The sequence below is a fragment of the Halanaerobium saccharolyticum genome, from assembly GCF_004362045.1.
Taxonomy (GTDB): domain Bacteria; phylum Bacillota; class Halanaerobiia; order Halanaerobiales; family Halanaerobiaceae; genus Halanaerobium; species Halanaerobium saccharolyticum_C.
Genome location: NZ_SNWX01000004.1, coordinates 157,298 through 170,445, shown reverse-complemented (window position 1 = coordinate 170,445; position 13,148 = coordinate 157,298). Strand labels below are relative to the sequence as shown.

Here is a 13,148-nt window from a genome sequence, read left to right as displayed (position 1 = left end):
TTATCCCTACCTTTTTAAAGCGGATATAGTTTCTTTAATAATTCTAATTACTGTATCAGCACCGGCCCGCATCGGATTGATCCGCACCAGATATTTTTCTGCTTCTGGATTTTCCTGCCTAAAAGTTCCCGAAATCCTGTAAAACATCGCTCCAATCTCATAGCGTGATTCTGAACCAACAGGATAGGGCACTCCACCCTGCTCATTGACTGCTGCCAGAAAATCCCTGGCTATTGCTTTTTCAAATTCTAAAATGACAACTTTGGACTGAGCATTGGCAATAAAGGAATTTTTAACTTCTTCAACTTCTCCCTGATTTAAACGCTGATTAACCTCTTCTACAGTCTGAGCCTGAATTGCCAGGCTGACAGGTGTATTTACCATTGACCGGAGAGCATCCAGAGCCTCAGGTCCCTGTACCTGACTGCCGCCAGAATAATTAATTGCTTCAACTTTATCTAGATATTTTTTCTTACCCACTAGCAGTCCTATCCCGGGTGGTCCCTGAAGTTTAAAGAGCGAAAAAGTACTCAAATCGGCACCTGCCTCAACCCCTATTTGCTCAACTTTCATCGCTGCATAGTTGTCATCTGTGATCACCGGGGTCTCCGGGTATTTTGCCTTCAATATTTTTATTACTTTAGTAAAATCATAGCTGTCATCTATTTTCTGCCTGCTGTGCTGAACTAAAATAGCCTCAAAATCTTCTGACGGCAGCATTTTTTGATCTTTCATTTCTTTTAAGCGATTGAAATCAAATTTTTTAGTTTCTAAACCCATACTCTTAAACGTTACTTCAGTTGTCGGATAAACTGCTGCCTGATGAATTAAAACTTTAGACCCGACTTCAAGATTAGCATTAAAAAAAGATCTGATTGCACCAGTGCCTGCCCCTCTAACTAAAAGAGCCCTTTCGGCATTAAAAAAATCTGCAAGTACATTTTCGACTCTGGCTGTGTAGCAGGGTTTTTTAAATTCGGGGTCAAGTCCATAATCTCCTGCCTGTAAAAGTTCTGCACCCTTAAATTGGCGCTGAATTGCATCCACAAGTTTATGCTGTAATTTTATAGCTTGCTCCACACTCAGTGACTTAAGAGGATAAGTCTTCATCTTTAAAACCTCCATTTATAAGAATGATATCTTTTATGAAAATAATTTTGCCGGATTATTAATCAGGATACCTTCAATCTCTTCTTCGCTTACAGCTGCTGCTTTTAATTTTGGAATAAACTCTTCCAGAAGATACTGATAACTGTGACCACCATTTGCTTTTAAGTGGGACATCCGGGTAATATCTGTAGAAATTAAAATCTGATCTTTAAAACCTGCTTTAAGCAGTGCCTTAATCAATTTAATTCTAAATTGATCACTCTGATATTTTAACTTACCAATGGTATCAATACCGATAAATACTCCTCTGGCAGCAAGCTCCAGCACATAATCAATATCATCTGCCAGATCAAGATGGCTGAGAGCCACATTGGTTAAATCAGCACCTGCATTTTCTAAAATTTCAAGCTGTTCCAGTCCACAGCTGCCAAGTGTCAGATGGGTAATAATCGGAACTCCAGTCTCCTTTTGAGCCAGAGCAGCAGCCTGCAGTAATTTTTTCTCAGCTGCAGTTATTTTTTGACTGGTACCCACTTCTCCAATCACACCGGCTTTGATATCTGTTCCATCGATTCCATCTTTAATTTCGCTGACCATCAATTCTACCAGTTCCTGTTTAGTCTTCTGATAGAAAAAATCTGGCAGATAGGGTTCTTTGTAAAAACCTGTGCTGGCAACAATATTAAATCCCAGCTGGTCAGCCAGCGAGCGGAGTCTTTCTACATCTCTTCCCATCCCGATATTCGTCAGTTCGACAATTGTTCTAACTCCTGCTTTTTTTATTTCTTTAAGATCCTGCAGCAGAGCCTCACCTTCAAGCCGGGCATCTGGATCATTTTTCTGCTCTGAAAGATCTATAGTTAAATGTTCATGATACATTGTAATTCCCATCGCCTCTGCCTTTATTTGTTTATTCAAAGTATTGATCAAAATTATCAGCTCCTAGAAAATCATTTTCTTTTTCAGCATAATTTTTGAGAAAATATCTTACAAAAAGTTCTGGCCGCTTATAGCATTTTTGTAAACGCTCAGCCAATTTAATTACTTTAAATCCACTTTCCATCCCAGGTTTGGCCAGTAAAACTAAAGCCACCCCCAGCCTGTCAGTGGGGATAGTAACAGCAGTTGCATTGACCAGATTAGCTGCCCGCATTAAATATTTACCGCTCCTTTTTTGGGCGGCCTCAGCAATTTTAAAACTGCCGGCAACAGAATCACCATAACCATAATAATCAACAGGGCCTTCAGCAGTTATTATAATCTCGTTTCCCTGTGCAAAAGCTTTTTCTATAATCTGAATTGCCTGCTCACGATCTTCACTACCTGTAAGCTCAATCCGATTCAGGTTAAAATAACTCATCTCAGCTTCTATTTCTGAAGTAACAGCAGCCATATCTTCTCCATGCGGCAGTAAAACACTTCCCACCTCAGGCAGAGCAATAGTCAAATTTTTTTCTAATTCAACTTCTCTACCCGATGCCAGCTGCTCCTGACTCAAAATCTTTTTTAAAGCCAGAAGACAGAGCTTAAAGTCATGGGAAATGAAGCCAATTCCCGGGGTGAATTCTAAATTGTCAGTTGAAACTCTCTTCTTAGTTCCCTGAAGTCCCATTCCTTTGGCCATCAGGGAAGACAGAGAAACCGCTGCTGCAGGAGCCAGAACTGAGCCACCACCATCTGTTCCCAGAGCCAGGTCATTAATCCCCTGGAGAATATTAAGACAGCCGCCACTGCTGGAACCGGTCATCACTCTCATTGTTAGAGGATTGATTAGCTCAGGATCAACTGCTCTTCCACCTCTGGCCATCTTATCAATTGTATGTAGAAGAAAGTCCTGATCCTCAGTTAATTTATCCACCAATTCTTTTTCAATCTGAGAGGTATTTTTAACCCCCAGCAGATAATGTTCTCTTTTAGATTCAACTAATTCTGCCAGTTTGCTTTTTAGACGCTGATTATGATAAACCACCGACTTAGAATTGCTGACAAGAGCATTATTGAATTTTTTCTTTAACTCAAAATTATTACTCATAGTAACTCCTTTTTAAACCAGGGGACTTTAAGCCCCCTGGTTCCAATCTGTAATAAACATTTTTTCAGCTTAAATTAAAACGAGATAGAAAGTAAGGCAAAAACATTGGCAATAATTCCGACTAAAATAGCTGCTGTCGGTCCAACTGCCATTCTAACTATCGGCTGGTCTCCAATTTCATTCAAAATATAAAGCCCAGCAACAAAGAGAAATCCAAAACCAGGCATAATTGCATTAGCTGCATTCATACCACCAACTAAAAGAGCTACTTCCAGCAGTTTAGACATTGCTGTTCTGATATTATCTCCAGCTTTTTTGATTCCAGGAAATCTATCCAGCAGTCCTGCCAGATTATCCAGGAATAATATTTCTAGAGATATAATTATCGCACCGGCAGCTGCTGCCAGCAGTGGATTTTTTAAGAATAAAGCTGCAGCGAAGATAAAGGTCATTCCAACAGGACTATATACTCCTGTTGCAATTGCTGTAGTAGCAATTAAAGGTATAAATCCAATTCCACGAGCAAGTGCTGCCAGGGCTGCTTCATTTAGAGCGCCTTCTTTCATTAAGTTTAAAGAAATTGGATCTCCAGCTAAAATTTGATAGCCAGTAGCTGCCGCAACTAGAGCTCCCATTAAAGCCAGCAGAGGCAGATTCTTTTTGATTCTGGCAACTCTTTCACTAAAGACTGAAACCAGATCACCAACATTACTGCTGCTGCTTTTTTCTCTGGTAGCAAAAATTAGTAAGATAATCATTCCAGTAATTAAAGCCATTCCTTCAGGATTAACGTTTACTTCCAGCCCACCCAGCATCAGGGGACTAAAGGTTACAGCCAACTGTCTAACAATACCTGCTGCCAGGAGAGTAAATGCACCTTTTTTGACGCCAAATTGATAAGCGACTGCTAAAGCAGGGAAGGCAGCAAAGGCAACAACTATTGGGTCTCCAACCTTACCCAGATCACTCAAGAAATTAACAGGCATTTTTTCAAAAATATTAACTACAAATTCAAGTCCATACATCAAACCAAGCCCATAAAGAGCACCAACAATACCTGCAGTAGCCATTCCCTTTTTGCTGTCCGGGGCCCAGGTACCAATAATATCTGTTCCCAGTAAAATACTATGTATTAACAGGATATTGGCTGATAAACTAAAAGGAATTCCAAAACCAATTACCAGACCAAAACTCATCGCAAATGAGGTAGCTGCCAGATCGCGCTTGCTCATTCTTCCTTCAACATATTCGGGTATAATCGGCCGCAGTCCATCATTAAAAACTGCAATCCCCTTGTTGGTAAGTATTGCTGCCAGTCCACCCATTAATGCCATTAAAATTGTCTGCATCTTATACACTCCTCGTTTAGATTATTAAGTTTGTTTAATCTTTGTTTAATCTAAGATATTTTTTAGTAAAAGTGTTACAGTTTTATCAATATGATCTGCGGTAAATCCAAAGGCAACCTTACCAGCATCTACTTCCTCTTTTATTTTCTCTGCCTTAGGTCCTCTACCAGGCATCGATACAGTAGCACATTTAGCACTGGTTAAAATCGCCATTGCCATTCCCAGAGCGCCACCACCGCCTGTATGACAGGCACCAAAATAATAGTCAGCATTTCCACTTTTAATAGCAGTAGCAGCCTGAATATCATCCATCACTTCAACTTCTACCTTTTCTCCAGCTATTTCCTTAATTTTATTGGCTATCTCCTGACGATCAACCTGACCTCCAACTACAATTTTCATTAGTTTTTCCTCCTTTCCTGTTTAATTAAATTGCAAAAATGTAATGCCAGATAGTTTTTCTCTCCAGCAGGAATTTTAATTTTAGTTTTAGTTTCTATCTGATCTATAAAATCCATACATTCAGAATAAAAATTTTCTTTTTTTAATTCCAGTAAAATTACTTCATCTAAATCTTCGACTTCCTCACCTCTTTTAATTCTCATCAAGGCCATTGGTAGGTGAGTCACCAGCATAGCTGCATTCTCATTTTTTAATTCAAGCTCAAAATCAGACTCAAATTTTTTTAACAAATCCTCAATTTTTTCTTTTAACTCAGCTTCCAGCTGCTCACCTGCTACCAGTATCTCCAGGCGCTGTTTTAATTTTGAATCCATTTTTATCCCCCTAATATTCCGGAATTAATTTATGATTATATACCTCTTTTTGAGTTTTAATTACTTCCTCAGGAATAATTGTTTTAGTTAAAAGTCTCCTGATCATTTTGCTGTTTTTATTAATTAAAATAACTGCATTACTGATATCTTTATTTTTGGAAATAGAACTATCATTTTGCAGCTCAGTAAAGTTTATATTATCTAAATCTTTAATCTCATCATAATTCCAGACTGCTGCATCTATAGTTTTATTTTTTATATGCTCCATAATTTTCATATAAGTTAATTCTACAAATTCTACATCACGATTCTGACATTCCAACTCTGTTAAAAGCTTATGGTCAATTGAAGTTGAGTCAAGACCGATCCTCATTCCACTTTCAATCTCTTTAGCTTCCGGATCCGAAAAAACTATCACATGTTTAGAAAGATAGGTTCCAGGTCCAAATTCACAAAAAATTTCAAATTGGTCCTGATCATCATAATTATCAGCTGCAAATTTTGATAAAACTATAAAATCATATTTGTCATCTTTCAGGACATTCAGTCTTTTTTCTGCCCCTCTGGTATAGGCAATACTATAATTAAAATCTGCCTTTTTAAACTCCTGGTTTAAGCCTGTTGCCAGCCCCTCATAGCGCAGAGAATAAGGAAGTGGTAAAAGTCCCATAATCATTCCCAGATCTGCAATTTCCCAGAGCAGATGATAATCTAAATCAAGAATATAGCTGCCTAAATGTCCTTTTGACTCCAGCTCTACAGCCTGATGTTCAGTTAAAAATGATATAGCAGACTGGATAGTACCCCGACCTGTATTGTAGCGCTCTGCATAACCACTAATTGTGTCAATTCTTTCGCCTTTATTTTTTAAGAAAAAGTCCCGGGCCAGCATGGAAGTTATAAATCCTATTTTTGACATCATTTTGCTTTTTATTTCAGAAACCATCAAATTCCTCCTTTTAATATACAATTTTCTGTACAATGGCACAAAAATAAAATACAATGTACTGTATTCTGTATATTAGTTTAGCATAAGATTTAAAATTTTGCAACTATTAGTTTGATTTATTTTAAAAATCTTCTTTAAAAAGTTTTACAAGTACCTTGATTATTTAAATGTAACCAGAGATTGTTCGTTTTTATCATATAACTACTATTTCCCCAATCTCTGGTATCTTAATTTTCAATAAGACTTATAATCTAAAAAGGTTTATAATATATTGCAAGCATTATTATAAAAATATACTCTTTTTTATTCTAATTTCTATTTATTTTGAAACTTAAAAGCAGCTCTCTAAATTCATTATTGTCCTTCCAATTGTCAAGAAAATCTATATAATCGCTCTGATCTTTTTTATATAATTCAAACCTGTTAATTTTACTACATTGATCATAAAAACTGAGTATTTCTTTTTCGAAGTTTTCGGCTGTTTTAGAATCATAATTAACTTTAACCTCTTCTATAATATCTAATAATTTAGATTTAAAATCATCATAACCAAACATTTCTGCTAAATAATAAGACAAATTTTTTAATTCGGAAACTGATAAGTTATCCTGCTTATTAAAAATACTCCATTCCATAATAAATCTCTTTAGATTCTTTTCTAAATAAAATAAAAAGTTACTTTTTGCTTCAGCTGGAGGTTCATGAATTATTGTTAATTCTTTTAAAGGTGAAAAATAAGCTTTATAAATTTCATTTTTCTTTTCTATTCCAGCTTCGGGGTTACCATTTTCATATATCAATCTATTTGCTAAAAGATAAGAAAAATCCTCACCTCTTGGAACACCGGAGGGATATAAAGAATTTTCAGCCAGTTCATTTCTAATAATCATGTTACCACCAAAACCAAAAAGTGTTTCTTTTAAACTTTGATCTTTCATTAATCTATTCATATCTTTTTGCATTGAATAAAATTTTCGCCATGATTTTAAAGAATCCTTATTATTTATTTCAGTCGTTCCATTTTTTTCGTAAGGGGCAGTAAAAAGATATTTATCTGGGTTATCCTTTAAAATCCGTTTTAAAGTCATTAAATAGTCTTTCCGCAATAATTCATCATCATCTATCTGAATAATAATGTCTTCATTAAGCAGTGAGGGAATGATTAACCCCAAATTTCTTATCTCAGGATAACCACTAACTGAAAAAAATCTACTCTTAGCATAATCATTTAATTGCTTTACATCACTATTAGTAAATAGATAATATGGATAGCTGCTTTTTCTTAATATCTTATTTATTTTCTTTTTAATTTCCTGGTCATGACTTCTGTCTTCACCTGCTGCCACAGCAAATATATATAAGCTTAAATCATCTTCAGTTTTTCTCAACTTATTAATACTTGCAATAGTTTTAACAAAAGTATTTTCATTCTCAAAATTATCAAAATCTGTAGGATGATCAAATTTATTTTTTTTATTTATTTTTGTATCTATATAGACATTAATCACCATTGCCAGCTTCAATATTATTACCTCCCTGTTGAATCTCTTATTATTAATTTAGTTGGAATAACTTTCTGCATTTCAAATTCCTGATCATTATTATTTAAAATATTCATTAAAATATTTACAGTTTCCTGAACAATTTTATCTGCCTGCTGTTCTATTGTAGTTAAAGCGGGAATAGCATATTCAGAAATTGGAATGTTATCAAACCCTATAACTGAAACTTCATCTGGAACCTTAAAACCTTTCTCATTTAAAGCCTTTAAAACACCAAAAGATTTTTCATCACCAGAAATAAAAAAAGCTTCTGGAACTCTATTTTCAGCAATCAATTTCTTTGCTAAGTTATAACTATCCTTAAATGATCTTATATCTTCATAAATCATATTAGTTCTAAAATTAACATTATTATCTTTTAATGCTCCTTTAAAACCGGAAATTCTATCCTTATTAATCGTATATTTTTTACTACCCACCATAAAAACTAATTCTTTATTCCCCTGAGTTATCAAATAATCAGCGGCCTGATATGCTCCCTGCCAGTTATTACTAACTACATATGGAACCTCATCAAATTCAACCGACTTTCCAATAGTAACAAAAGGTAGGTTTAATTTTTTTAGCATCTTTACTTTTTCATCTTTTTCTCTTATATTGAATACTACAGCAGCATCGACAAAGCCTGATCGCAAAAGTTTAAAAGCCTCTGATTCTTCTTTAGCCTTTTCTGGCACATATTCTTTCATGAAAACATTATATCCTTTACTGGAGGCAGTATTAATCATTTTCTGTAAGATATTTGTATACCACTGACCAGGATAGATTTTTTTCTGTTTCTCGATAACGATCATAATATTTTTCATATCTCTTTTTCTTAAATTTTTTGCAAAAATATTTGACTGAAAACCAGTTTCTTTTAATATTTTCTTTATCTTTGCTCTTGTTTCATCTTTTACATTTGGTTTATCATTGATTACCCTCGATACTGTCCTGACAGAAAAACCAGACATTTTGGCTATGTCTTTAACAGTATATTTATCTTCATTCATTTTAAAAACTCCTTTTTGAGTTAACTAGACCTTTTTACTGCTTTATTTTATCTCTTTTTTATAAAGATCATTGAATTAACAGGTCTTGCCATTCCTGCAGCCGTATAATTTGAAACCGCAGGATAGTTTAGTTCAAAAAACTCTTTTTTATAAATTAAAGCTAAGCAACTTGATGCTCCACCATCAAGATTCATTACCCAGTTTAAATTTTTAATTTCTTTCTTTAAAATTTCTACTACTTCAGCAAAATTAGCTCCACAGCTTAAACGAGTTCTACCTGAAAAAGTTGCCACAAAAAATCTTTGATCCTTTGTAGTTCCAATAACTGTTCTTGGACCCCTTTCCCATTTTTGAAGCTGAGTTTCCTGAGTTCTTTTAGAAAGGGGATGAAACCAGCCTTCGTTTTTAAAAGCTTCTATCTGGCTTTCTCTATTTTTAACAAGATTATCACCATTTTTAACTAAAATAGTCCCACCACCATAGGCCCAGACTATATCTTCCCAGTCTTTTTTAGCTATTTCAGAAGGAGGATCAAGTTTTATATTTAAATTATATTCAGCTGTCTGATAATACTGGCCTTTAATTTCTTCTAAATTTAAGATTCTCTTGATCTTAGCTTTCATTTCTCCAACAAAAGAAAGAACTACACCAATACTTGGCATTACTAGCTCTCCCTCTTTTACAACTACAATTTTATTATCAATCAACAACAGATTCAACCTATCTCTACCAATAAAGTATTTATAATTGCGAAAATCTATAACTTTTTCAGCTAAACTTTCATTTTCAATCATCGGAGTATAAATTATAAAATCAAAATTTTTCTCTAAAGAATTGACCTGTTCTTTTGTCCAGGAAATTTTATAACCATTAATCTCCAAATTTCCACCCTCAAGCCTCCTATTACCAAAAATAATTTGACCAGAATTACTATAACCCATAAAACCTTTATTATACAGGGGAAAACTTTCTTTTCTGCTACCCCTATTTTGCAGGTAATATCCCAAAAATATATTGTCCAAGTTTAACTGTTCTAACGGATACTCTTTTCTCAATTCATTATAATCAGAAATCAACTTATCTGTAAGGAAGTATAAAAAGTTATGATAAAAAGCTGAATTTTTAGGCTGAATTGATTTTTTAACTAATTGACGAGCTGAAACTATACCATTATTAGTGCCTTCTGCTAAAAAGGGTTTTAATTCTATTTTTGCTGGATCTTTAACTATAATACTGTTAAAAATAAGAGGTTCCTCAATTTCTTTCAAATTATTAATTTTATTAAGTCTAGTAAAATCTTTTAAATCATAATAAGAACTCTGATAAATTAGCTTATTATTATTTTCAATTATTGCTTTAAATCTTGCCTGTTTGATACTTTCAATATTTGATAAATTATTTTTCCTATTAATTTCAAACTCTGGCAAATCAGAGTCTAAAAATGTGTTTGAATAAAAATTGAACTTAATTTTTGGACATAATTCATTTATACTCTGATCTTTATGCCTTCCTATCTTATCAAATAAATAATTATAATGGTATAAGGTTTTATCAATTAGCTCTACTCCAGAAAAATTTAAGGCTGCAGTTTCGCCTGCAAAAACTTTAGCGGCAATAAAGGGTATGTTTACAGATCCATTCCGGTAAAGATTTGTATAACGCTGTGCTCTAATTGATCTGACTGCAGCTAAAATATAATAGTCAAAATTAGATTGATTTAGTGAAAAAATTAAACTTTCTCCAAAACCAATAACAAGGCTCTTTCTTTTTACTGCTCTTGAAAATATCTCTTTTACAGCCAGATCGAGCTCTGATAAATCAATTCCAGGACTGTAACTATTATATGATAAAAGCTTAAATCTATAGTCTTGAACTAAACTTTCTAATTGATCATTTTTGGCAATGCTATTTAAATATTCCCAATCACTGAGATCAGGTTCAGCTACCGTAGTCCTTTTTTTTAATAAAAGATTAATTTTAATCTCAATTTCTTTTTTTCCATTAAGTAGGTTATCAGAAATTAATTTCAATAAAAAAGGCAGCTGAGTATAGTGATCTGCAATTAAAGTTAGTTCCTTATCACTTCTTAAAATTTCTTTTTTTAGGTTCTCAATTTTATTTATTGGACTCTGCATTTTCCTCTTCTCAATTTCTAAATCAGAGTAGATTATTTCTTTTAACAAAGAGTCTAAATCATTAATTTGTTGTGATTTATTATAACACTTTTTTAAATTGTTATTTCTAAGTTCTCTTAAATCTGAAAAAGCTTGACCCCTATAAATATTCCATCTATGCTTTTGAATTTCACCATAAATTTCTTCATCACTTAAATCTGCAAGCTCTGAAAACGAATAGAAATACTCTCTTAAATAATCATAAAAAGCTTTATATTCCTTTTTGCTAATTATATTTTTTGTAAATAAAAAATCATTTAGTGAATCCTTCATCTTAAAATTACCCTTAGCAGCATCTACACTTAAAGCAGCATAATTATAACGATAAAATTGAAAATGCCCTTTAAGTTCTTTTCTCAAAAAAGATCCACCTATATAGTTTTGATTATATATACTGCTAAATTTTTCTCTGCTCATCCCTTTACTCCACCTTCTAGCATTCCAGAAATAATTTTTCTCTGCAGTAATAATACTAAAATCAAAAGAGGTACAGTGACAATAATTGATGCTGCAGAAATTGTTCCCCAGGGAATTGTGTAATCCGTTTGATAAAGTGTTATTCCAACTGTAATAGTCCTTCTAACCCTGAGCGGATTTAAAATTTGAGCAAATAAATATTGATTCCAGGCAGCTATAAAAACTAGAATACTGACCGTAAAAATACCGGGAATTACTAAAGGAACAATTATTTTATAAAAAGCCTGAAAAATGGTTGCTCCGTCTATTAAAGCACTTTCTTCTAATTCTTTAGGAATCGTATCAAAAAAACCTGATAAAAACCAGACTGCAAGCGGCAGTCCAAAGATTGTATTTACAATTGCAAGCCCCAAATAAGAGTTTAACAAATTCAAGCTTCTCATGAGCATATATAAAGGGTTAACAATTGTGATTGGTGGTAAAAGAGTAATACTTAACAGTAATAATAAATATGTTTTTTTAAACTTTATATTTGTTCTGGATATCGAATAACTGGCCAGACTACCTATTGTAATAGAAAGAAAGGTACTTAAAATAGCAATTACAAAACTATTTTTTATGTATAACAAAAAAGGCTGTCTGGTAAAAGCATCAATATAGTTCTCTAAAGTCCACTCAGTTGGCCAGAATGTTGGCGGCACACTAAAAAGATCCCGTTGTGTTTTAAAAGAATTTAAAAACTGCCAGATAAAAGGAAAAGCAATTGTACCAACAAAAAATATAAAAAATATCAGGTATAAGAAATTTACTAAATACTTATTATTTTTAATATCTGATAATTTTAGCATTTTATCTCCCCTATTCCAATTTTGATTTAAGAGAATCTAAAAACAATAAACTAATGAGTAGGGAAATTATAAAAGTCACAGTTGCAAGTGCAGCTCCATAACCAATATTCCCAAAATCAAAGTATGTCTTAATAGTATATAAAGATAAACTTTGAGTAGCATTTGCCGGGCCACCACTTGTTAAAACTGCAATTAAATCATATATTCTAAAAGTAGCAAGCACCCTGAACAAAATAGCTACAGATAAAACCGGCTTAATTAGTGGTAATGTAATTTTAAGAAAAATATCTTTTCTATTTGCTCCATCTATCGCTGCTGCTTCATAAAGTTGAATCGGAATTGTCTGAAGGCCGGATAAGATTAAAAGCGACATATATGGTGTTGTTTTCCAGACATCTGCAATAATTACTGCGATAACAGCAACAAAAGAATCACTGAGCCAGGGAATTGCTTCCTTAATAAACTGTAACTTTAAAAAAATATGATTAATTATGCCGTACTGCTGACTGTACATAAACTTCCACATCAAACCTGAAATTATTGTAGGAATAGCCCAGGGGATTAAAACTGAAGTTCTAATAATTCCCTGACCTGGAAGTTTTCTATTCATTATATTAGCAAAGATCATTCCAATTATGGTTTCCATGCTTACTGCTACTACTGTAAAAAGCAGGGTAAATTTTAATGATTTAAAAAAAGTCTCATCATTAAAGATTTTAATAAAATTTCTTAAACCAACAAAAGTCTTTCCTAATGCCATTGTCTGAACCCTATAGTTAAAAAAACTTAAATAAAGTGTATTAAATACAGGATACAATATTAAAGCAAAAATCAAAATTAAAGAAGGAATAATAAATAAATATCCCATTTTGTCTTTAGCCTTCATTCAATCAACCCCAATAGTTTGGGGGCTATGCGAACATAGCCCCAGATTTTATT

The 13,148-nt window shown here is 33.3% G+C and carries 12 protein-coding genes; all 12 read right to left on the bottom strand.

The features are described from left to right. Positions 1-6: 6 nt before the first annotated feature. Entirely contained in the window at positions 7-1,110 is a 1,104-nt protein-coding gene (locus DFR79_RS04555; protein WP_133514323.1) for an aminotransferase class V-fold PLP-dependent enzyme, read from the bottom strand. A gap of 33 nt (positions 1,111-1,143) precedes the next feature. Then, complete coding sequence (locus DFR79_RS04550) at positions 1,144-2,040, bottom strand: phosphotriesterase family protein (RefSeq protein WP_208107487.1); 897 nt, start codon at positions 2,038-2,040, stop codon at positions 1,144-1,146. After that, complete coding sequence (locus tag DFR79_RS04545; RefSeq protein WP_133514322.1) at positions 2,021-3,142, bottom strand: amidase family protein; 1,122 nt, start codon at positions 3,140-3,142, stop codon at positions 2,021-2,023. The genes DFR79_RS04550 and DFR79_RS04545 overlap by 20 nt, the downstream gene beginning before the upstream one ends. A 74-nt stretch (positions 3,143-3,216) precedes the next feature. Further along, entirely contained in the window at positions 3,217-4,491 is a 1,275-nt protein-coding gene (locus tag DFR79_RS04540) for a YhfT family protein (RefSeq protein WP_133514321.1), read from the bottom strand. 45 nt (positions 4,492-4,536) lie between these two features. Then, complete coding sequence (locus DFR79_RS04535) at positions 4,537-4,893, bottom strand: DUF2620 domain-containing protein (protein ID WP_133514320.1); 357 nt, start codon at positions 4,891-4,893, stop codon at positions 4,537-4,539. Next, positions 4,893-5,267, bottom strand: coding sequence for a PRD domain-containing protein (locus DFR79_RS04530; RefSeq protein ID WP_133514319.1), 375 nt, complete (start codon positions 5,265-5,267; stop codon positions 4,893-4,895). Before DFR79_RS04530 ends, DFR79_RS04535 begins: the two co-directional genes overlap by 1 nt. A gap of 10 nt (positions 5,268-5,277) precedes the next feature. Next, complete coding sequence (gene yhfZ / locus DFR79_RS04525) at positions 5,278-6,213, bottom strand: GntR family transcriptional regulator YhfZ (RefSeq protein WP_133514318.1); 936 nt, start codon at positions 6,211-6,213, stop codon at positions 5,278-5,280. A 311-nt stretch (positions 6,214-6,524) separates the two neighbouring features. Next, positions 6,525-7,739: a hypothetical protein gene (locus tag DFR79_RS04520; protein WP_133514317.1), complete on the bottom strand. Its 1,215-nt coding sequence runs from the start codon at positions 7,737-7,739 to the stop codon at positions 6,525-6,527. A 5-nt stretch (positions 7,740-7,744) separates the two neighbouring features. Continuing rightward, on the bottom strand, positions 7,745-8,770 hold the full coding sequence (locus DFR79_RS04515) for a LacI family DNA-binding transcriptional regulator (RefSeq protein ID WP_133514316.1): 1,026 nt from the start codon (positions 8,768-8,770) through the stop codon (positions 7,745-7,747). Between the two features lie 47 nt (positions 8,771-8,817). Next, positions 8,818-11,361, bottom strand: coding sequence for a phosphodiester glycosidase family protein (locus tag DFR79_RS04510; protein ID WP_133514315.1), 2,544 nt, complete (start codon positions 11,359-11,361; stop codon positions 8,818-8,820). After that, positions 11,358-12,209: a carbohydrate ABC transporter permease gene (locus DFR79_RS04505; protein ID WP_133514314.1), complete on the bottom strand. Its 852-nt coding sequence runs from the start codon at positions 12,207-12,209 to the stop codon at positions 11,358-11,360. Before DFR79_RS04505 ends, DFR79_RS04510 begins: the two co-directional genes overlap by 4 nt. 10 nt (positions 12,210-12,219) lie before the next feature. Further along, positions 12,220-13,095: a carbohydrate ABC transporter permease gene (locus DFR79_RS04500; protein ID WP_133514313.1), complete on the bottom strand. Its 876-nt coding sequence runs from the start codon at positions 13,093-13,095 to the stop codon at positions 12,220-12,222. Between the last annotated feature and the right edge of the window lie 53 nt (positions 13,096-13,148).